The organism is Singulisphaera acidiphila DSM 18658 (assembly GCF_000242455.2).
Lineage (GTDB): Bacteria > Planctomycetota > Planctomycetia > Isosphaerales > Isosphaeraceae > Singulisphaera > Singulisphaera acidiphila.
Genome location: NC_019892.1, coordinates 7,295,494 through 7,317,049, shown reverse-complemented (window position 1 = coordinate 7,317,049; position 21,556 = coordinate 7,295,494). Strand labels below are relative to the sequence as shown.

Annotated in this window: 14 protein-coding genes and 1 pseudogene; 7 read left to right on the top strand and 8 right to left on the bottom strand. The window is 60.7% G+C overall.

What is annotated here, in order from left to right; all coding sequences use genetic code 11:
- Nucleotides 1-370: 370 nt before the first annotated feature.
- The 5 genes from SINAC_RS28615 to SINAC_RS28595 form a co-directional block, all read right to left on the bottom strand.
- Nucleotides 371-871, bottom strand: coding sequence for a general stress protein (locus SINAC_RS28615; RefSeq protein WP_015249056.1), 501 nt, complete (start codon nt 869-871; stop codon nt 371-373).
- A gap of 466 nt (nt 872-1,337) precedes the next feature.
- Nucleotides 1,338-2,987 (bottom strand): formate--tetrahydrofolate ligase, encoded by a 1,650-nt coding sequence (locus SINAC_RS28610; protein ID WP_015249055.1) that lies wholly within the window; start codon nt 2,985-2,987, stop codon nt 1,338-1,340.
- A gap of 81 nt (nt 2,988-3,068) precedes the next feature.
- A complete protein-coding gene (locus SINAC_RS28605; protein WP_015249054.1) occupies nt 3,069-5,135 on the bottom strand; it encodes an alpha/beta hydrolase family protein in 2,067 nt (688 codons plus the stop codon).
- A 27-nt stretch (nt 5,136-5,162) separates the two neighbouring features.
- Complete coding sequence (locus SINAC_RS28600) at nt 5,163-6,761, bottom strand: peptide MFS transporter (RefSeq protein WP_015249053.1); 1,599 nt, start codon at nt 6,759-6,761, stop codon at nt 5,163-5,165.
- 157 nt (nt 6,762-6,918) lie between these two features.
- Nucleotides 6,919-8,229 (bottom strand): alpha/beta hydrolase, encoded by a 1,311-nt coding sequence (locus tag SINAC_RS28595; protein ID WP_020466906.1) that lies wholly within the window; start codon nt 8,227-8,229, stop codon nt 6,919-6,921.
- A gap of 303 nt (nt 8,230-8,532) precedes the next feature.
- Between SINAC_RS28595 and SINAC_RS28590 the strand changes: the two are divergent.
- From SINAC_RS28590 to SINAC_RS40260, 3 genes and pseudogenes are all read left to right on the top strand, one after another.
- Nucleotides 8,533-8,986 (top strand): annotated as a pseudogene (locus SINAC_RS28590) (IS66 family transposase zinc-finger binding domain-containing protein); the annotation flags it as partial.
- 248 nt (nt 8,987-9,234) lie between these two features.
- A complete protein-coding gene (locus SINAC_RS28585) occupies nt 9,235-10,026 on the top strand; it encodes a hypothetical protein (RefSeq protein ID WP_015249050.1) in 792 nt (263 codons plus the stop codon).
- Nucleotides 10,027-10,046: 20 nt separating this feature from the next.
- Entirely contained in the window at nt 10,047-10,559 is a 513-nt protein-coding gene (locus SINAC_RS40260; RefSeq protein ID WP_015249049.1) for a hypothetical protein, read from the top strand.
- On the opposite strand, the gene SINAC_RS38235 is transcribed toward SINAC_RS40260, so the two are convergent.
- The 3 genes from SINAC_RS38235 to SINAC_RS28570 form a co-directional block, all read right to left on the bottom strand.
- Nucleotides 10,504-11,787: an HNH endonuclease gene (locus SINAC_RS38235; protein ID WP_157579467.1), complete on the bottom strand. Its 1,284-nt coding sequence runs from the start codon at nt 11,785-11,787 to the stop codon at nt 10,504-10,506. The two genes, SINAC_RS40260 and SINAC_RS38235, sit on opposite strands and share 56 nt — an antisense overlap.
- A gap of 101 nt (nt 11,788-11,888) precedes the next feature.
- Nucleotides 11,889-12,413, bottom strand: a complete 525-nt coding sequence (locus SINAC_RS28575) for a group II intron maturase-specific domain-containing protein (RefSeq protein WP_081598337.1) — start codon at nt 12,411-12,413, stop codon at nt 11,889-11,891.
- Between the two features lie 497 nt (nt 12,414-12,910).
- On the bottom strand, nt 12,911-14,182 hold the full coding sequence (locus SINAC_RS28570; protein ID WP_015249048.1) for a CAP domain-containing protein: 1,272 nt from the start codon (nt 14,180-14,182) through the stop codon (nt 12,911-12,913).
- A 541-nt stretch (nt 14,183-14,723) separates the two neighbouring features.
- Between SINAC_RS28570 and SINAC_RS28565 the strand changes: the two genes are divergently transcribed.
- The 4 genes from SINAC_RS28565 (at nt 14,724) to SINAC_RS28550 (ending at nt 21,505) form a co-directional block, all read left to right on the top strand.
- Entirely contained in the window at nt 14,724-16,022 is a 1,299-nt protein-coding gene (locus SINAC_RS28565; protein WP_015249046.1) for an MFS transporter, read from the top strand.
- A 190-nt stretch (nt 16,023-16,212) separates the two neighbouring features.
- The gene (locus tag SINAC_RS28560; RefSeq protein WP_015249045.1) at nt 16,213-18,045 is read left to right on the top strand and encodes a phospho-sugar mutase; all 1,833 of its coding nucleotides are present in this window, start codon (nt 16,213-16,215) and stop codon (nt 18,043-18,045) included.
- 76 nt (nt 18,046-18,121) lie between these two features.
- Nucleotides 18,122-19,504: an excinuclease ABC subunit UvrC gene (locus SINAC_RS28555; RefSeq protein WP_015249044.1), complete on the top strand. Its 1,383-nt coding sequence runs from the start codon at nt 18,122-18,124 to the stop codon at nt 19,502-19,504.
- A 93-nt stretch (nt 19,505-19,597) separates the two neighbouring features.
- Nucleotides 19,598-21,505 (top strand): ABC-F family ATP-binding cassette domain-containing protein, encoded by a 1,908-nt coding sequence (locus tag SINAC_RS28550; protein WP_015249043.1) that lies wholly within the window; start codon nt 19,598-19,600, stop codon nt 21,503-21,505.
- Nucleotides 21,506-21,556: the final 51 nt, after the last annotated feature.

The following is a 21,556-nucleotide window of genomic DNA, read 5'->3' as shown; positions in this document are numbered from 1 at the left end:
TCCATGTGGGCCTACTGGCTTCCTTACCGTATGGCCCAGAACCGCCCTGACCTCGCCGGCATATATAGCCAATGTGTCGGATGGGGCCTGGGGACCGTGGCGGCTTTGGCGTTCTGCCGGCACCTGCGACGACGGGTGTGTTGGAATTGGTACGCTCCGTTCCTCGTATTCCTGCTCACCGGGGTGGTCCTTGCAGCGGGGGCGATCTGTGTCACGGTGATGTTCTACGGGCCCGCTCGGTGGGGGCCCGCCTTGGTTTGGTACCGAAACACGATCCATCTCTACGCCGGTTTCGTCCCATGTCTTTTAATCTATATTATGTCATTGCCCACATCGGAATGGGCAATGACGCGGAGGATTGACTCGTCAATCAGGTGGTGTGAGTTCGCCGTGAGCCTTCCTCATCAAAGATCCGAGCCACGGCGGGAGCTAGGTCGTCGGAAACCTCGGCTGAAACGAGGATGTGTCCTTGCTCGATTCCGGAAGAATAATGCCGGGCTTCGGGTTCCGGAATTCCGGCCCCAATCAAGGCGCCGAGGAGTCCACCGGACGCGGCGCCGATGCCGGCTCCAGCCAATGCCGCCGCGAGTGGACCACCGATCAAGAACGTTCCGATTCCCGGCAGGACGAAGGTGCTGCCGACCAGCGCGAGGCCGACCAATGTGCCGACCGCAGCGCCTGAGACCACGCCGGCGCTCGCCCCTTCACCGCTCATGTCCTCCACGCCGGTCGTCTCCACGAGCTCCGACGCTTCTTGGTGATCACGCATCGCGATACTGACCGAGTCCATCCCGATCCCGGTCGTCTTCAAGCGGCGGATCGTGCTCTCTGCCTCAGCACGCGACGCGAACATACCAACGATGTTTTTCATCGGAAAATCCTCATGGGGGGTTGCTTGACACGCCTCGGCGCCGAAGGGCAAGACGTCGCACCGGAAGTCCAGAACCTGGGTGTCCCGGCAAAACCACTGTCTTTCTCTTGGAAAGCAAACCCCGCGCCAATGGAATCGGCGACTTCCGTTTCACCCCGATCGGTGCGGAACGTTGACGTTATGGACTGTCGAGCACAATCCTTGGCACGAGAACCTTTGATGTTTGTCGCAGATTCCGCCCCTAATTCAGGAACGAACTCTGGACCCGTCTGGTTTCCGAGGAGGGAAATCGACTGACATTTCGGATTGTCAGTCAATTCTCAGGGGCAGGTCGAAGGCCATCCAAAGCCGAGACAGTTCCGGATCAACGCCAATTGCTGGAAATCGGCGCTTACGAAAAAAAGAGGGGTGGGCCTTGCATGCCCACCCCACGAGTCCGATTCGCTTCGCAGACGCGCACGATAGGCTAAGAGAGACCTGTGATCTGGCTGGCGGAATCGACGTCGATCCGTTCGGCGGCGGGACGTTCCGGCAGGCCGGGCATCCGCACGATATCCCCGGTCAAGGCGACCAGGAAGCCGGCTCCGGCGGCGATTTCCACGTCGCGGACGGTGAGGGTGAACCCCTTGGGTCGACCACGCAGCTTGGGATTATCGGAAAGGGAGTCCTGGGTCTTTGCCATGCAGAGGGGCAGCGATCCGTAACCGAGCTTGCGGGCCTTGCGGAACTTGGCCGCAGCTCCGGGAAGGATGTTCACACCGTCTGCGCCGTACATGACCTTTGCGATCCGCTCGATCTTCTGCTCGGCGGACCACTCGAGCGGATAGAGCGGCTGGTAAGGCGTCGGAGGCGCCTTGGTGGCCTCGACCACGATGCGGGCCAGATCCTTGGCGCCGTCCCCCCCCGCGCCGAAGACATTGGCCGTGGAACTGGCGACTTGCCGGCTGCGGCAATAGGAGTGGACCACCTCAAGCTCATCGGGCGTGTCGGCGGCAAATTGATTGATCGCGACGACGGTTGGCTTGCCGAAGTGAACCGCGCTATCGAGGTGGGCCGCCAAGTTCTCCAGCCCTCGCTCGACGGCCGAGGGATCGGGAGTTGTTAATGCGTCCAGAGCGAGTCCACCGTGCATCTTGAGTGCGCGAATCGTGGCGACGATGACGATGGCCGAAGGGTTCAGGCCGCCGGCACGACACTTCAAGTCGAAGAACTTTTCGCCGCCGAGGTCAAACGCGAAGCCGGCTTCGGTCACGGCATAGTCGGCGAAGGCCAGGGCCATCCGGGTGGCGAGGATCGAGTTACAGCCGTGGGCGATGTTGGCGAACGGGCCGCCATGAACGAAGGCAGGGGTCCCCTCGCGCGACTGGACCAGGTTGGGAAGAATCGCCTCGTTGAGGATCGCCGCCAGGGAGCCGGTCACTCCCATCTCGCCCGCCAGGACGGGCCGGCCCTCTGTGGTATAACCGATCAGGATTCGGTTGAGCCGCGCACGAAGGTCGGCCGGGGAATCGGCCAGACAGAGGATCGCCATGATCTCACTGGCGGCCGTGATGTCGAAACCGGACTCACGAGGAACTCCGTTTCCAGAGCCGCCCAGCCCGATGATCACGCGTCGCAGGCTCCGGTCATTGACGTCGAGCGCTCGCTTCCAGAGCACGCTCCTGGGATCGAGTATCGAGTCCTCGAAATGGAGCCGATTGTCGATTGCCGCGGCCAGGAGGTTGTGAGCGGCCGTGATCGCGTGAAAGTCGCCGGTGAACTGGAGGTTGATCTTGTTCGACGGTTCAAGACGACTGGCGCCGCCCCCCGTCGCGCCTCCTTTACGGCCGAAGACCGGTCCCATGGAGGGCTGTCTCAAGGCGAGGGCCGACCGCCGCCCGAGTTTCCTCAACCCTTGTGCAAGGCCAATGGAAACGGTCGTCTTGCCCTCGCCCGCCGGAGTCGGAGTGATAGCGGAAACAAGGATCAGCTTGCCCGGCGGGCGCTCCGCGGTAGCGAGCGCCTCCAATTGGATCTTGGCCTTATCACTGCCGTAGGGCTCGAGGTGCTCCTTTGCAATCCCGAGGTCGCGGGCCACGTCGGCAATGGGTCGAAGTTCGGCTTGCGTGTTCGCCATCAATCTCGACTCGTCTCTTGAGAGTGCGGGCAATGCCCACGGCTAATGATTCCGGATTCATTCATGTCTGACAAAAAGCACTTATTGGTTTTTAAGATGCTCGGCGAGCCACCCTTGGATCTCGCGCCACCAGACAATGCGGTTGGCCGGTTTGACGATCCAGTGTCCTTCATCGGGGAAGAAGAGATAGCGACTGGCGACGCCTCGACGTTGTAAGGCGGTGAACATTCCGAGGCCTTGGGCATCGGGAACTCGAAAGTCGAGTGCGCCGTGGATGACAAGGGTAGGCGTCTTGAAATTCTTGACGAACGTGCTGGGAGAGCGATCGCGGTAGTGCTCGGGTTTGTCCCAAGGTGTTCCGCCGAACTCCCACTCGGGAAACCAGAGTTCCTCGGTCGTGCCGTACTTGCTGGTCAGGTCAAAGACCCCCGCGTGGCTGATCAAGGCCTTGAAGCGATCGGTGTGACCGGCGATCCAGTTGACCATGAAGCCGCCGTAGGATCCGCCCGCCGCTGCGATCCGGGACGCGTCGAGAAATGGATATTCTTTGAGGGCGTGGTCAAGACCCAACATCAAGTCGTCATAAACCCGGCCCGTCCAATCCTGGCTGATCTGATCGGTGAATTTCTGGCCGTAGCCGGTCGATCCTCGCGGGTTGATCGCCACGACCGCATAACCAGGCGCGGCGAACATGGCGTAGTTCCAGCGAGCGTGCCATTCGTCATGCCATGCGCCTTGCGGGCCGCCGTGGATCAGGAACAAGACCGGGTATTTCTGTTTCGGATCGAAACCGGGAGGGCGAATCAACCAGCCGCTGACCTGGTCACCATCAGCGCCCGGGAACTGGAAAGGCTCGGCCTTCGCCAGGTCAAGCGGAGAGAGCAGGGGGCCGTTGTGGTTCGTGAGGGGGGTCAGGCCCTTGCCATCAGTCTTTGCTTTGTAGATCTCGTTGGGGTGGGCTGCATCGCCGCGAAGGAAGACGATCTCCTCCTCGGGCTGCGCGAACTGAACCGCGGTGTTGATTCCCCCTTTGACCTGCACATAGCTCTGATTCGCATTTTTAACAGGTGCGGTGAAGATGAACTCGAGGATTGATTCGGTGCCTCGGTCATCGACCACCGCAAAGATTCGCCCTTCGAACGTTCGCTCGTGGGAACGGCCCGAAGCCCATTGATATGAGAGAACCGGTTGATCGAGCGCCTTGCTCTGATATTCGATCGCCCCGTCTGCACGATTGCGGACCGTGAGAACCCACAGATCGGACTCGAAACCCGCACGGGCCTGGCTGAGGCAAGCGATCCGCGTCCCATCGGGTGAGAACGAGGGCTGCGCGTCGCCGCCTGGGTTCGCGGCCATCAGATTTTTTGGCTCGCCCCCTTGGGTGGGAACAATCCAGATGTCGGTGTTTGTCGACCAGGCATGATCTTTGAGCGGCTCGGCGGTAAACGCGAGTTCTTTCCCATCGGGGGAAAAGGCATACTCTTCGGAGCCGCCGAATGGAGCAGGGGGCGTGTTCACCTCGAGTTTGGGTGTCAGGTCGACGGCCTCGCCTGTTTTCACGTCGGCGACGAAGACATGGTTCCGTTTGCCGGTGTCCCACGCACTCCAGTGACGGATCATCAGGCGGTCGAACACCAGGGCCTTGCTCTTGCCGGCCTCTTTCGCCTTGTCCTTCGCGGCCGTCTCGTCCGGCGTCTTGCCGGGATAGACCTCGGCGGCGAAGGCGATTTGATCACCCGTCGGCGACCAGATGGGACCGGCCACATCGATCGGCAGCTTCGTGAGCGGCCGGGCCTCACCACCATCGAGGGGCAAAAGCCAGATCTGGGACGAGCCACCTCGGGTCGATGTGAACGCGATCGTCTTGCCGTCGGGACTCCAGCGCGGGTGATTGTCGGCCCCGGGCGCTGTGGTCAGTCGCTTGGGATCGCCGCCACGGGTGGAGACGAGCCAAAGGTCGCTATTCGTCTTATCGGTCGCCCGATCGAGTTCGGAAACCACGTAGACGACCCACTGGCCGTCCGGCGAAACCTGAGGGTCGGAGACCGACTTCACGGCCAGGAGGTCGTCGATTGTCATGGGCCGGCCTGCTGCCAGAAGCGGTGTGGTTAACATCAGGATCGCCAGGATGCCCAGCATGGGTCGCATCACGGATTGTCCTCCGGTTTTTTTGGCTCAGATCCGGCCATGGCCCATCCGCTTGAGGACGGGAGTCAAAGCCAGCAGGATGACGCCTGGGATGATTGAGGTGCAGATCAGGAACGTCCAGAGATCGACATTCGTCTGCTCGATCCACTGGTGGAGCATGCCCGCGAAATAGTTGGCGAACGCCGTACACATGAACCAGACCGCCATCATCAACGAGGCGATCCGCGCCGGAGCGAGCTTATTGACCAGCGAAAGGCCGATCGGGGACAGGCAAAGCTCACCCAGCGTATTGAAGACATACACAAACGCCAGCCACTGAGGGCCGACGAGGCTCCCTCCCACGGCTCTGTGATCGGCCCTGGACATTACCACGAAACCGAGCCCGAGCAAGATCAGGCCGAGGCCCATCTTGGCCGTGGCGCCCAGCGCGAGCCTCGTCCGATCCAGGGTGGTCCAGAGGATCGAGAAGAGAGGGGCCAGGATGAAAATCAGTAAAGGATTAATCGACTGATACCAGGATGCAGGGAACGGTTTCCCCAAGATCACTCGCGAGGTCTTTTGATCCGCGAAGAGGGTGAACGTCCCTCCGGCTTGCTCGAATCCCATCCAGAAGAGGATGGAGAACAAGGCGACGACCACAATCACGAGCAAGCGCTGGACGTCGATGCTGGTGAACGGCTCATTGCGCCCTTTCTCTGCAACAAGTCGTTCCGGACTCTGCTGAGCCAGGAGTTCCTGCTGCTTCCCTGACTCGTCGTTCCCGCCCCGCGCGGTTCCGGAAGGTCGTTGACGGGTCACAAGCCCAGTGATTCCAATCATCGCAAACGCCAAGACGATCCAATAACCCAGGACGAGCCAACGGCCACGGTCCGGGATCAATTGCTCAATCGCCTTCGCAGGAAGAATCGCAAGGTAGACCAGACCTGCCCCCACAAGGGTCAACACCGCAATGTGGACCCAATCGATCGCGAACAAACGGTCTTCGGCACTCTCAGCCCGATTCGGTGGGTAACCAGTGATTCCAAGCGCACTCTGTTTTACCGTGAATGTGATCAGGCCGAGAATCATTCCGAAACCGGCGGCCGCGAACCCGTAGTGCCAACCGAATGTCTTACTTTCGCCCAGGGAACCACAAACCAAGGGGGCGAAGAATGCTCCAAGGTTGATACCCATGTAGAAGATCGTGTAAGCACCGTCGCGCCGAGGATCATTTTGCGGGTAGAGTTGGCCGACCATCGTGGAGATATTGGGTTTGAAGAACCCATTGCCCAGAATGATTAACCCAAGAGCCAAGGTAAGCAACGACTCGATGGCCATGGCGAAGTGGCCCAGCGCCATCAGCGAGCCACCGATCAAGATCGCCTTACGCTGGCCAAGGAACCGGTCTGCCAGATAGCCTCCCAGCAAGGGAGTCAAGTAGACGAGGCCCGTGTAAGTCCCATACACGGCCAAGGCGTCATTCTTTTCGAAGTGCAGGTGCTTTGTGAGGTAGAGGACGAGGAGCGCCCGCATCCCGTAGTAACTGAACCGCTCCCACATCTCAGCGCCGAACAAGACGTAGAGCCCCGACGGGTGTCCGCTCTTGGCGGTTCCTACCGCCGCTCCGAAGTCGGCCGTGCTCGTCATTCAAGACACCTTGATCTGGTAAGGTGGGGGCGGATCTTAAACCACGTGACGGACCTGTTGGTCCCTGTTGGCGACCGTTACTGAGCCGCTGCACAAGAGTAACGAATGGTGCCGTGGTTCCCAAGCCCCTGGCGGTCGGTAGTGGCAGAGCATTCTCCTATCGACTTTGGCCTGGGCCATTGCCATTGGCCTGGGAACGGTTCTCGTCGAGCCACCGCAAGAGGTACGGCATACAGGCGACCGGCCCGGGGTTCGCGAAGAGCAAGGGAGCTCGGATGAGCTCCGCGTGATTGGCATGAATCACGACGTGATCGGTGACCCCCGGGAGGCGGCTGCTCGCCACTGAGACACAGCCGTCACCAAACCCGTCACTGACCTCATCGAGCCGGGTGGAGAGGTCGGCTGTGGCGAATCGGGTCAGACCGCCCAACAGTCCCCGCTCTTTCCGGATTGCGTTGATCCGCTCCTCAACCGTCCGGCGGGCCTCGCCCGACACGATTCCCGCGTCACCCGCCACAATATGATAGGGCACCCCGTCCCGCCGAGTCCGTCGATTCAGCGCCGTCAGGAACCGACTGCCTGGAGTTAAATCCTCAGCCGCCTCGCCGAGTCCGTCACCCAGGTGGGCCAGCGCCTCGGTCGTCTTCTTGTTCTGAATCGCCTGAACGCCGTTCAGGAGTTGCAAGAAGGTCTGTGCTTTGGCCAGGCTCGAACCTTGGTTTACGGGGGCGACCATGATCAAGGATGAGATCTCACTCACTGTCGACACCGCCGGGTCTTCCACAAACGAACGGGCCACCAAAGCGCCCATGGAGTGGGCGACGATCGCCCACGGGTGCTTTTCGCCCACCAAACGCCGAAAAGCCTGCCAGTCTCGGGCAAATTGGGCGGAGGACTCGGTCAAATTCCGGTTGTAGGGATAGTCGTAGACGACCAACCCATAACCGGCCTCCTCGAGCGGCGTGATCATGTGGACGAATCCTCCCGAAGAGGAATTCAGTCCATGAACGAGGCAAATGGTCGGCCGACTCAGGTCATTGGGCCGGTACGACTTCAGAGCACGCATCCCGTACTTGGCGCGTCGCTTCGCCTCACGGTCGACGTGCTCGGCAAGCCGCTGGACCGACTCGGTCCACCCGGGGAGCCGATCGGGATCGAGCACGCGCCGATCGACGTTGACCACGAGGACGCCTTGGTCAACCTCGAGCCGAGCGTCGTCGCCGAGGATCGCCCCGAGAGTCGTCCGCGACAGGCTGCCGCCGACGCCAGCCACCGGTAGCAAGAGCTTGCCCACGGGAGGCTTGATTCGGACGCCTGTCAGGGCCGAGATCCGGGCGGCCAACTCGCCGACATCGATCTCGCGTGAATTCACCAGCGGAATCCGGATTTCGATCGGCTCTCGATCCGCGGTCACAGTGAAGCCGGCTGCGACGTTCACCAAGAGTGCCAAAAGAGCGATCACGGCCATCCTCAATCGAACCCAAGAACAGATCCTTGGCCCAACTCCAGACTATCGCGACGACCGGATCTCGTGAAGAGGCGGCGGACCTGGAGGGCTCTTAAGAATCAGGATGGAGTCTTGTCCGGGGAGGAGCGGGCCCAAACCGAAGTACTGGTAGGGTGGGCGGTCGGCGCGGTAGCTCTGCATCATCATGGATGGTGCTCCTGCTGACCCGTGGCCTCCGTCTGAGGGCCGCTCCATTTCACTATTCCCATGGCGACGACGAGCTCAGACACTCTTGATGTGGCATCTCTGCTGACCGTTCTGGGGCGGATCGACCGTCACGAGGAGCACTCACTCTCGGCCTGCCCCGAGTGCCATGGGCCGGTGCGACAGTGCCGAGGGTCGCGGACCCGCCTCATCGAGGACATCCCCGCCGACATCACGCCGGTGGTCACCCAACACACGATCCATCGCTCCTGGTGCCCCCACTGCCGCGCCACCGTCGAGCCGACGGTCCCCGACGCCTTGCCCGACTCGACCATCGGGCTTCGCGTTGTCGTCCTTTCGGCCTGGCTGCACTACCTGCTGGGCACGACGCTGGCCCAGATCATTGACGTGTTCAACTTCCACCTCCAGTTCAAGCCTGTCCTCCGGCGGCCTGATCCAGATGTGGCGGCGTTTGCGGGAGATCCTCCTGGCCTGGTATCTCGAGATTCAGGCCCAAGCCCTCGACAGCGCAGTGTTGCACGCCGACGAGACCGGTTGGCGAGTCAAATGTACGTTTGACAACGACGCCAAAAATAACGGGTAAATCGCCAGTGTGACCCTTGTGAACTCATGCGCATTTTGCTAAATGAAGAGGTAAAGCCAAAAAAATTATTCGAACGAAATATCAGAATTCAACAAGGTTACCCGCAAGGAAATGCGGGTTGGAGAATGGGATGGAATCCAAGACGAACGAGTGTTACTGTTATTGCAATTATCTAGTTATTTACACTAGATCATGCTGAATCGAAAGGGATGGGATCAATGGGTAAACGCAAACGGATTTTGGCTTTCATGGCAGCGGCTGTCGTTTGTGCCACGGTGATGGCTGACACGGTCGATTTTACCTTCAATAACACGGTAGGAGACGGGAATATCGTCCCTGGCGATGGCGTCGTCTTCACCACGATCGACGACGGATTCGCCCCCCTTCCGTTGATGCAGTCGGTCTTAATCAAGTCCACCGATGAGGAGTCTCCTGGGAATTGGGGGTATAGTAGCTCTTTCAGTAAGAATTTCCCCTTCGCGGGCGAATACGAAGCGACGATAGAGCTTGCCTACATGGACACCCCCATGAGGCAACTCCCAGCGAAGAAAATTACCGTTGCCAAACCGGATAAAATCGTGGTTGCCAATCCTGCTGCTTGGGCGGGGACAGACTGCATGATCAATGTGGACTACAATATTCAATTCAAGATCAAGGCGGGGAGCAAGACAGCCAATCTTGATTTGGCGACTACCACGGCTGAGGAAAAAATTACCCGTTATGATCCGACAACGGGTGCCGTGCTGCGTGTGGGCAATTGGGTGAGCGGCGCTCGATTCAACTATGAAGGCGCCGGCCTCATCAAAGATCTTAAGGCAACTACGGGGGATCCTGTTGCCTTTGCTGCAGTGCCAAACGGAACGATTCTTAATCATGTAAAACAAGAGATACGTATCAATTACCTGAGAGGTGATGGGAAAGTAATCATCTCGCCTGTTCTTGGTACCTTTGATATCGTCAAGAAAAAGAGCGGGACCAATACCGTTACTTACATTATTACCGAACAGTGATCCTCTGGCTGGAGGTTGCGATGAGAACCACGGTTGTCCTTGCTGCGATGACGATGATGGCGACCTTGGCGTTGGCCGAAGAGCGTCCAAAACAAAGCTCCTTCGAGGCCAAACGGACCAAGGCCGCGATTCAGATGAGTCTTGACCAACAGGCCTCACAGAGGGCTACGTACCTGAATTACGTGGGTACCAAAATCTTGGTCAGTCCTGACGTCAAATTGCCGGCGTCAGTTGCTACTACGCTTGCAAAAGCAGATTGGAAGCCTACCGGTCGCCTCGCCTACTACGATTGGCTGAACGGGGTCACCAACCTCAGATGTAACGGGTGGAGTGGAGCTATCACCAAAGCCAAGGCCGTGCCGGGGGGATATGTGATCAATGTTGACTTCACTCCCGTTCTGGCCGGCCCCGATGGGGGCGATACAAACGCCCTTGGCGTGTTCCATGAAATCTATGAGGTCTCCACCAGGCTGCACTTCAAGTATGTGAGGGGATCAGGAGACGCTGTCCCTCAGATGCTTCATCTGGATTGAGGTCAAAGATGTGCCGAGCCAGAGCGAGGGGCGGTCCACCGAGAGGTGCGGCCGCCCCTTCGTCATTCCGGGTCAGCGCAGACCATCCACCCTGTGATTCCTCGGGCCGTGAAAGTAGGCTGGGCGGTCGGCGCGGTAGCTCGGCATCATCATGGATGGTGCTCCTGCTGACCCGTGGCCTCCGTTTCCGCCGCCCCCTCCGAACCGGGCTTGATACTTTCGCATCACCCGGCTCTCCAGTAGGTGATTTCAGGCTCCCGCCGCTTCTCCGCCCGGTCCGCTTGGCAGCCGCGGCCATCGGTTCGTCCCTCTCCGGGATGACCCATTCCCCGGTGGGAGTGAGTCTTCCTTCGGAAATCAGGGCCTTGAGCCGGTTGGTTAGCGTCCCGTTATGGATGGCGACGTGGCAGTGGTGGCAGACGACGAGCGTCTTCCGCCGTCGGGCGGCCATGATCTGTTTCCAGATCGGGGGCGTCCGTCGTCCTGGGACCTTGAGGTCTTTGAGTTTCCTCATGTGGTGGACGTTGATTCGGTCGTCCGAGCCGCAGACCTCACAAGTGTTCGCGAGGAGTCGGGCAACAAGCTCGTTCCTCTTGCTCACGTGATGCCGTTGGAGCGGTCCGTCCGGAATCGGGGCGCAGGCGTCCGTTGTGAGGGGCACTTCGCCGAATAGAGCAATGTATACCCGGCCCGTCTTGGGGTCGGTCTTGACCACTTTGAGGACCCGCTTGGCGACGAACTTCCCCCGAGTGGAGTCCCACCGATGGTGGATTGCGGAATACTTCGACCGCATCGAGTTGGCCGTCGTCTTGGGGATCTTCGCCAGCGTCCTGAGCAATGACCAGTACATGGCCCAGTGCAAATGGCCGAACCAGCCCAGATTCGAGGCACGTTTGTAGTATTGCACATAGCCACTGTACACGGAGCCGTAGGTTGCGACGATCGTGAAATCGTCGTCGAACCTGTGGTCTTCCTTGGGCTTGGGTCGTCTCTTGCCCTTGTACAGGCCGCTCAGATTCACCACCATCTTGGCGGGGATCATCAACTTGATCCGGCCGCTTCCGTTTCGTCCGGTGTCAACCGTCTGGGCGGTGCGTTTGGATCTCGTCGTGATCTCGTAGCCGAGAAACCTCGCCTTCTCAGAGGCGGGGGTGATCAGGGTTTTCTCCGGGGACAGTTCGAGTTTGAGGTGATCGCGCAGGAAGTCCCCGATACGCCCCTTGATCATCTCGGCCTCGCTCTCCGGCCCGTGAAAGCCAAGGATGAGTCGAGTAGCCCGGGGGGATTTCACCCCCAGGCCCTCTCGGATCCGGACGGGAGGCTCGCACCTCATCCGGCTCTTATGATCCAGTCGCTGGTCGAATCCCGATCTGCCAAATGCCTGAGAACCGGAGTGAGCGCCGACCGGTAGAACCGGCCGTAGTAGTTCACCCATCCCCGTACCGAAGGGTTCACAAGCCCCGCGATCTCCTCCAGAGTTTGATTGTTCCGGGTGGCGGCCAGCCGCCATTCTCGGATCGTCTCCCGGATCGCATTGGCGGCCTTGTCGCTGATCGCCGGGAGGAAGCTCACAAAGTACTTCCCCCATCGATTCTTGGCCCGCCGGGGCCGAAAAATGATCACTTCGTCCGCATAGCGTGCGAAGTGGATGTCCGGATAGCTCCGTGTCATCCAGAGGTCGAACGCATAGTGCATGAAGAGATTCGCCAACAAGGGTGAAACGATCGACCCCTGGGGTGAGCCCTTCGTGCGCTCTTCTCGACGACCGTGCTCCCGTGCGGTCGGTCTCAAACACCTCGATCGACTGTCCGTCCACCCCGGCCGCGCCGTGGTTCGCCTAGTGAGTGATTGCATGTGTAGTAAGACGACGTACCGTCTGATAATCGTTCTTATGTTCGACTCAGGGCACCGGTCAGCTTACCCGGCCGTTATGGCCCTTTCAGGAGTCAAAAATGGAACCGACCCCACGGCCGTGCCATGGAGACTTTCCCGGGGACATGCTTTGCCTCGGCGTTTGTCCGATCCCGGGTGGCCGACGCGCGGTCTCGACTCGCGTCGGCCTTACTCAGCGTTTCTTCGATGCGGTCCCGTCTTCATCTTCAAGGCAGCGACGTCTAGGCACTCGAGCCAAGGTCTCAAATGCGAGCCAGTCAGCCGTCGGGCACATTTTGAGAAGTAGAGCGACTTGATCCGTCTCTTGGTCGCACGACCGCGTGCATGCAATCGTGTTCTTCGTGAAATGCCAGTTTGGCGAATGATCTGTCTGGCATCCAAACGAACAAGCCCCACTCACGGGCGGGTACCGTGAGTGGGGCTTGTTCCGTCGACAGACCGCGATCGAGGTGTCTGCGTTACGCTGCGGACTTCTTGGCTTTCCAGGAGACCCAGTTCGCGAAGAAGGAGGTATCGGGGGTCGGAGGAGCTACGGGACTGTGATCCGGCTGGGTGGCGGCTTGAACGACCTCGGACTTCGAGGGAACAGCGGCGACGGGGGTCACGGGGGCGGACTTAGGCTGGGAGGGAACCGCCGCTTCCGACTTCACGGGCTCCGCTTTCAGTACGACGGGCGTCGAATCGGTTTTCGGAGCGTCGACGGGCGCCGTTTGCACCGGGGCGGAGGTCGTGCTCTGGATCATCGTTTTGGGAACTTCGGCCGGAGGGGGAGTCGCGGGAGCCGCCACAGGCGCGGGAGGGGTCTTCGTCACGGGGGGCGTGAGCTGCCAGGGATCGTTGAGGTCGTAGTCGACCTTGACGTTCACGTCGTCGATTTTCACATCCTGGGACCGGACGACCTTGTCGCCGACGCGAGCCGTCACCGTGTAGTTGCCCGGGTCGAGCGGGATCTGGTAGCCGCCGGAATCCCAGGTCTGAACGCTGGCCTTCTGGCCGGTCGCATCGTTGACGGCTTCGACGGTCACATCGCCACGTCCCTGGCCAGGCTCGTAGAAATCCTTGCCGCTGGGGTCGTTGTAGGCGACGCCAAGCAGTTGGGCTTTGGCACCGGCCTGGGCACCGAAGTTCTGTGTGATCACGATCGGCCCGACGGGCGACGGAGACTTGGTATTCACGATGCCGATTCCGACATCGCGATAGGCATTATCTTTCGGCGTCTCGGGCTGAAGAATGTTATTGCGATGTCCGGCGGAGTCGACCCCCCAGTCGATCATGAACGCTTCCATCGCCTCGTCCACCGACGTGGAGTAAGCGAACGCATTCTCACCGGCCGTCGTACGGTTACCATACCCGGCGCGATCGAGACGGTCGGGAACGGTCGAGCCATCGGAGCCGTCGTGCGACTGGACGCCGGTGTTGGCCTGATCCTGGCTGTGGTCTTGGGCGGCGTTGGCGAGCTTCGAGTTCCAGGCGAGGGGCGGCTTGACGGGGGCAGAGGAAATCGCCGCTTTGACCTGGTTTAGGTCCACCTTATAATGCTTGATCGTGGCTTGCACGTTGAAATCAAGGTTGGAAGTAACCTTGTCAGCGATCGCGGCAGGATTCGTCCGGGCGAGGTTCAAGAGTTCAAGCATGTACTGCTGCTGAGACGTCGGCCCACCAGCGGTCAAAAGCTGTCGGGACTCCAGATTCTCAAGCCGCAGGGTTCGACGAAGTGTGGGCCGAGTCATGCGGACCTCCATGTCTATCGGAAATTGCCCCCCATCCATCGCGGGGCACTCGGTCTTGATGACGACCTTCTCTCACCGCGGAGAAGGCTGCATTTGGGGCCGTTCCGACTTGAAGAAAAAACTCTTGGTGGGCATCGGTCGCTGTCGGCTTGGCGAAGAGTCTATAAGCAATCAACGTGCCAACACAGCTTCCCGTTTTTCGAGAGATCCCCTCGGCTACTGGAAGTTGCCTTCACACATCGGCTTAGAGTTTGAAGTGGCCTACGATTTTGGAAAAGCCCTCTTGACGTCTTCCGTGAGATTCCACGGAGAACTTTCCCTGAGCGCCTTCCCGATCTTACATTCTGCCGCTTTTTACAAGACATCGGCCTGAAGTAAAATTACGGAAAGTTTTCTAAAGATACAAGTTATGACGACCGGAGGAGCATGAAATAGAGGGGGGGATTACCCGCTCTAATGGCGCGTCGGCTCTGACTTCGTCCGCAAAGTCGGTGTCGCCTGGCTGACGGTGGCTTACCATTTGCACGGAAGCCTTGAAACCATGGCCGCCACCAATCCACCGGGCTCCAATTCCCCTGGGCGCAATCCGTCACCGATGAGCCTGCGGGCCCTCGACGGCCTGAATATCTTCCTCGCGGACGTGCGGGACGGCATGGGGCCGTTTCTGGGGACATTCCTTCGGGACTACCATCACTGGGACGCGGGCCGGGTTGGGATTGCCCTGGCGGCCTCTCAAATCGGTACGGTGCTGGCCCAGACCCCGGCCGGTGCCCTCATCGACCGCATCCATTGGAAACGCCTGGCCATTGCAATTGCAGCGGCTGTGGTCGCTGCGTGCTGTGTCCTGTTGTACGTGTTGCCGACACTTGGGGTGGTCGTCCTCGCGCAGGCCGCGATCGGGGCGGCGGCGGCGATCTTTCCACCGGCGGTCGGTGCCCTGACTCTCGGCCTGGTCGGCCGGGCGGCGATGCCGCGACGCACCGGGCGAAACGAGGCGTTCAATCACGGCGGTAACGTTGTTGCAGCGGCCCTCGCGGGGGGGGCCGCCTACCTCTTCGGCTACGGGGCGTTATTCTTCATTGTCGCTGCCATGGCCGCCGCCAGCGCTGCCGCCGTACTCATGATCCGCGAGAAGGAGATCGACCACGACCTCGCCCGAGGGGCCGACGACGGGGACAAGGCTCACGGCGCCGTCGGCATCACCGAACTCTTCAAGGACCGCCGGATCATGATCTTCGCCGCCTCGGTGGTTCTGTTCCACCTGGCCAACGCGGCAATGTTGCCGCTGGTCGGCCAGAAGTCGAGCGACAGCCTGAAGGAAAGCGCGGCGGTTCTGATGTCGGCCTGCATTATCGCGGCTCAGGTCGTGATGGTCCCGGTGGCCCTCGCAGCCAGTCGCCTGGCGGAAAGTTGGGGCCGTAAGCCGGTCTTCCTGATCGGCTTCGGGGTCTTGCCTATCCGTGGGCTGCTCTATTGCCTCAGCGTCAACCCCTACTACCTCGTCGGCGTCCAACTCCTCGACGGCATCGGCGCGGGGATCTTCGGCGTTGTCTCCGTCCTGGTCGTGGCCGACCTAACGAAGGGGACAGGCCGATTCAACCTGACGCAGGGGGCGCTCGCCACGGCAACCGGCGTGGGAGCCGGGTTGAGCAACCTGCTGGCGGGCTTCATGGTCAAGGCGGCGGGCTTCAACGCCGGCTTCGTCATGCTCGCGGCCATCGCCGGTGCCGCCACGCTTTTCTTCGCCCTGGCGATGCCCGAAACCTTGCGATCCAAGCCGCGGACTCCTCCCCAAGGTGGGGAAGTTATCCCTGCCCCTGCGATCACCGCCTCGTCGTGAGGTCCCTCCTTTTTGTTCTTGCCGGCGATGACCTCCCACATGACTTGCAGCCTTGGCGCAATCGAGATAGCTTGAAGACCCGGCTCGGCCGGATACCCTAAGGGATCGTTCGGCCATGACGTCTTCAAAAAAGACGCTCACGAGCCGCCCCTGAAAACCACATCGCGCACTGCTTCCGGAGACTGAATTCATGCCGCCGGCCAATGATGTCCTCGAGCGACTCGCTCAGGCCGAATCCGAAGGGCTCATCTCGGCGTCGGCAGCCGCCAATATCCGCCGCTGGTTGACCGAGCCGCCATTCGAGAAGTACCGCCCTCGACTTCTCGAAGATATTGAGGCCGGTCGCTGGAAGACGCTCGACGACGCGTTCTACGCCGTGCTCGAGTTCGGCACTGGCGGTCGACGCGGAAAGATGTATCCGGTCGGGACCAACGTCCTGAACGAGCGGACGATGGCCGAAAGTGCGCGCGGACTGGCCGATTACATCATCAAACGCAAAGGGATCGATTCCAGTCGCTCCTGCGTCATCGCTCGCGACACACGGCACAACTCTCCGGAGTTCGCCCAGCTCTGTGCCCGAGTCCTGGCGGCGGCGGGCTTCAAGGTCTACCTGTTCGCTGAGCCACGCTCGACTCCTCTGCTCTCGTTCGCGGTCCGCCACCTCAAGTGCGATGCCGGAATCATGATCACGGCGTCGCACAATGCCCCCTCGGACAACGGCTTCAAGTGCTATGCCGCGAACGGGGGCCAGGTGATCCCCCCCGACGACGAGGGGATCATCGACTGCGTCCGCGAAGCTTCCGACCGCGAGATCCCCGAGACGCCGTTCGAGAAGGGAATCGCCGACGGTTCGATCGTACTGGGCGGCGCCGACGTGGACGACGGCTACATCGCGGCCGTCGTCGGCGAGTCGGTCAGCCCTGCGCGTGACCTTTCGATCGTCTACACGCCCATGCATGGAGTGGGCGAGACCTCGGTCGCCGCCGCACTCAGCAAAGCAGGATTCACACAAGTAAACATTCTTGCCTCACAACGTACCCCCGACGGCGACTTCCCCAACATCCCAGGCCACGTTTCCAACCCTGAGATTCCCAAGACGCTGGAGGCCTCGATCGCGGAGGCCAAGGCGACGGGGGCCGAATTGGTCCTGGGCAGCGACCCGGACGCCGACCGGATCGGTGTGGCCGTCCCCGTGTCGGGCGATCCCAAGGGAGCCTGGACCACCCTCGACGGTAACAAGATCGGAGCCCTCCTCGCAGCCTTTGTCATGAAACAGACGAAGGCGATGGGGCGACTCCGCTCCGACCACTACCTGGTCACGACCATGGTCACCACCCAGATGGCGCGTGCCCTGGCTCAGCGCGAAGGGGTTCGCGTCGAGGATGACCTGCTAGTCGGATTCAAATGGATCGGTCAGCGCATTGATGAGATGGGCCCTGCCGGATTCCTCTTCGGCTTCGAGGAGTCGCACGGTTACCTGAAGGGAACTCACGTCCGCGACAAGGACGCGGCCGTCGCGGCTCTCCTCTTTGCCGAACTCGCAGCCACCGTGAAGGACCGCAAGCAGACGATCCTCGAGTATCTCGACGACCTCTATCGCGATGTGGGACACTTTGCCGAGACGCTCATCAATAAGACGCTCGAGGGCCGAGAAGGGGCCACTCAGATCAAGACCCTGATGACGGCCTTCCGCGAAAATCCACCTCGGCAGCTGGGAGGCGTGGAGCTGGCCGAGGTCTACGACTACAAGACGCACGAGATCCGGTCGGTCAGTGGGACCGAGAAGCCACGCCCCCTGCCTCAGCCCTCCGGCGATTTGCTCATCTTCCACACGCAAGAACCAGGGACGCGGGTGGCCGTTCGGCCTTCGGGGACGGAACCCAAGATCAAGTTCTACCTGTTCGCGCGGACGGATACCTCGGGGACCGAACCGCTCGAGCGAATCAAGGAGAAGACGTTCCAGCGGCTTGACGGAATCTCCAAGGCAATCGAACAATACATTCAGGACGTTCTTAAGACCTAAAAAGGGTGAGGAAGCCGTAGGTCTTGATCCCCTCCGGCCCCTCGGAAATCGCGGGGTCGGACCCCCGAGGCCGCTTATGTCCGAAGAGCCGAGTTCCACGACGGCCAGCCCGGCCGAGAAGGTTCGCAAATTTCCGACGACGCCGGGCGTCTACGTTATGAAGGATGCGCAAGGGCGGGTCATCTATCTCGGCAAGGCCAAGAATTTGAGGAGCCGAGCCAGCTCATACTTCCAGAAAACGGCCGAAACCGACAAACGGATCTGCGACTGGATCGGCGAGGTGGTCGACATCGACTACCTGGTCGCGGATAGCGAAGTCGATGCCCTGCTCCTTGAAGCACGGCTCATCAAGGATATCCAGCCGAAGCACAACCAGGATCTGAAGGACGATAAGTCCTTTCCCTACCTCCAGATAACCACAGGCGAGGATTTCCCCCGGGTCAACTTCACGCGCGAGCCGCAGGACCGCAACGTGAAGCTCTACGGCCCCTTTCCGCGGGCCAAAAGCCTGCGCGGGGCGATCCAGGTTCTCCAGCGGATCTTCAAGTTCCGGACCTGCTCGTTGGATATCGAGGAGGGCGACCCACGGTGGCGCTGGTTTCGCCCTTGCCTCCTCCACTCCATCGAGCAATGTACCGCACCGTGCAACCTCCGAATTGACAAGGAAGCTTATCGCACCGACATCCGCCGCCTCCGGCTCTTCCTCGACGGTAAGAAGGACGTCGTCCTCAAAGAACTGGCCGACGAGATGCGCGAGGCGAGCAAGGCCCTCCTCTTTGAAAAGGCAGCGCGGCTCCGCGACGAGATCAAGGCGCTCGAGACGTTGAACCTGCGAGGCGACCTCGCCAAGCACGCCCAGCCCGAAGTCTTCTACGTTGACCCGCGTAAAGGCTTGAAGGGGCTCAAGAACGTGCTTAAGCTGGACTCGGCCCCACGGACGATCGACTGCGTCGACATCGCCCATCTGGGTGGGACCGAGACGGTCGGCTCGCTGGTCACCTTTATCGATGGCATGCCCTTCAAGCCCGGGTATCGCCGCTACAAGATCAAGAGCGTCAAAGGAGTCGACGACTACGCCTCGATCCGAGAAGTGGTGAGCCGGCGGATCATCGGACTGCAAGAACGCGATGAGCCCTTCCCTGATATCTTCCTGATCGATGGCGGCAAGGGACAACTCAGCGCGGCTCTCGACGCCTTCGAGAGCCTGAAGGTCGTCCCGCCCACGGTCATCTCCCTGGCCAAGCGTGAGGAAGAGATCTACCTCCCCGGCCAGTCCGACCCGATCGTCCTGAGCCGCCGCTCCTTCGCCCTGCGTCTGCTCCAATATGCCCGTGACGAGGCCCACCGCTTCGCGCAACACTATCACCACATGCTCCGCCACAAGAGAACCTTCGGCGAGGACGTTCCACCGGCACCGAAGAAACGACTCCAAGGGGAAGACGACGCTCTGTCCTCCTGAACTCGCCGCGAGCCTTCTTGAAAGTGATCCGCTGACCAGGATTTCTGGCAGACGAATTGAGCCAACGAGTGACGGAAAGAGAAGACTAAGTTCATGATTCTTGTATCTGCTAATGGTTTGGGCCGACAATTCGCGGGAGATCCGGTCTTCTCGGAACTGAAGTTCGAGGTCCGGACCGGGGAGCGGATCGGCTTGGTCGGCCCTAACGGCGCTGGCAAGACGACGCTGATGCGGATCTTGGCCGCTCATGACAAGCCCGACTACGGCAGCCTCTACTCGCGCTCGGGGATCCGGATCAGCCTGCTCCGCCAGCATCCCGATTTTCGTTCCGACGAGACCCTGATGAGCGTCGCCCGATCGGGCCTCGCCTCCGTGCTCGAGCTCCAGCGCGAACTCGAGGAAGCCGCCCAGGAAATGGGCGAGGCCGAGGACGACGCCGAGCGCGAGCGGGCCACCCGTCGCTATGCCGAGATCCACGACCGGCTCGAGCATCAGGACGCCTATTCGGTCGACCATCGCGTTGAGGAGATTTTGACCGGACTCGGATTCCCGACCAGCGACTTCGGGCGACAGGCCCGAACCTTCTCGGGCGGTCAGCAATCGCGGCTCATGCTCGCCAAGCTGCTGCTCGAAAACCCGGACCTGATGCTCCTGGACGAGCCCTCGAACCACCTCGACATCGAAACGACCTCCTGGCTCGAGAGCTATCTCTCACGTCAGTCGGTCGCCATGGTGGTCGTCAGCCACGACCGCTACTTCCTCGATAAGGTCGTCACCAAGATCTGGGAGCTCCACGAAGGGCAGATCAGTGCCTACCCCGGGAACTACTCGCACTACTGGAAACTCCGGGGCGAGAAGGCCAAAGTCATGGAGCGGCAGGCCGAGCGGCAACAGGAGAAGATTGCTGACCTTGAAGCCTATATTCGCAAGTACGGCGCAGGGCAGCGGGCCAAGCAGGCCCACGACCGCGAAAAGAAGCTGGCGCGGATCGAACGAGTCGAGACAATGCGCGAGATCGTCGGACCGGTTATGGGGTTCGGTGAGGTAGATCGTTCCGGCGACATCGTGATCGAGGCACGCCAACTCTCCAAGTCCTTTGATAAGCCCCTCTTCAAAGATTCCAACCTGTCGATTCTCCGAGGCCAGTGCGTGGGGGTCATGGGGCCGAACGGGTCGGGGAAATCGACCCTGATCAAGACCTTGATCGGCCGTGAGAAGCCCGACGCGGGTGAGGTCAAGCTCGGACACAAGGTCCAGGTCGGCTACCACGACCAAGGGCTCGAGTCGTTGGCCCCCGATACCACCGTCGTCCGCGCCGTCTGGCCCGACGACGATCCGGATTGGGTGCAAGGCGAAATTCGCGACCTGCTCGCCCGGTTCGGCCTGAGCGGGGAAATCGTCTTCCAAAACGTGGGGCAGCTCTCCGGCGGCGAGAAGGCCAAGGCGGCACTCGCCAGGCTCTCGGCTACAGGGGCCAACCTGCTCGTCATGGACGAGCCCACCAACCACCTTGATATCTGGTCATGCGAAGCGCTGGAGCGGTCAATTCGTGAATTCGAGGGGACGGTCCTCGTCGTCAGCCACGACCGCTACTTCCTCAACCAGGTGGCCGATCGTTTGATTGTCCTGGGCAACGGCAAGACGCGGGTCATCGAAGGCGACTACGAGACTTATCAACGCATCGCGCAACAAGAGGCTGAGACGGCCGCGGCCAAGGCCCGAAATGCCGCCCCCCTGCCCTCCGCATCGACCGAAGCTTCTCCCTCCGAGCGCACCGACCGCAAGAAGCGCAAGTATCCCTATCGCAAACCGGCGGACCTCGAACGTGAGATCGCGGAAGTCGAGACCGAGGTCGCCGAACTCGAGGACCTCCTGGCCCAACCGGGAGTCTGGCGCGATGCGATCAAGGCCGTCGAACTCCAGCGCCGCCATGGTGACCTCAAAGTCTCCCTGGCCAACCTTTACGAGTACTGGGAAGAGGCTCTGGAGCTGAACTCCTGATCGGTTTTTGGGAAAAACCGGCGACTCTCGAACGACTGCCTTGAATCATTC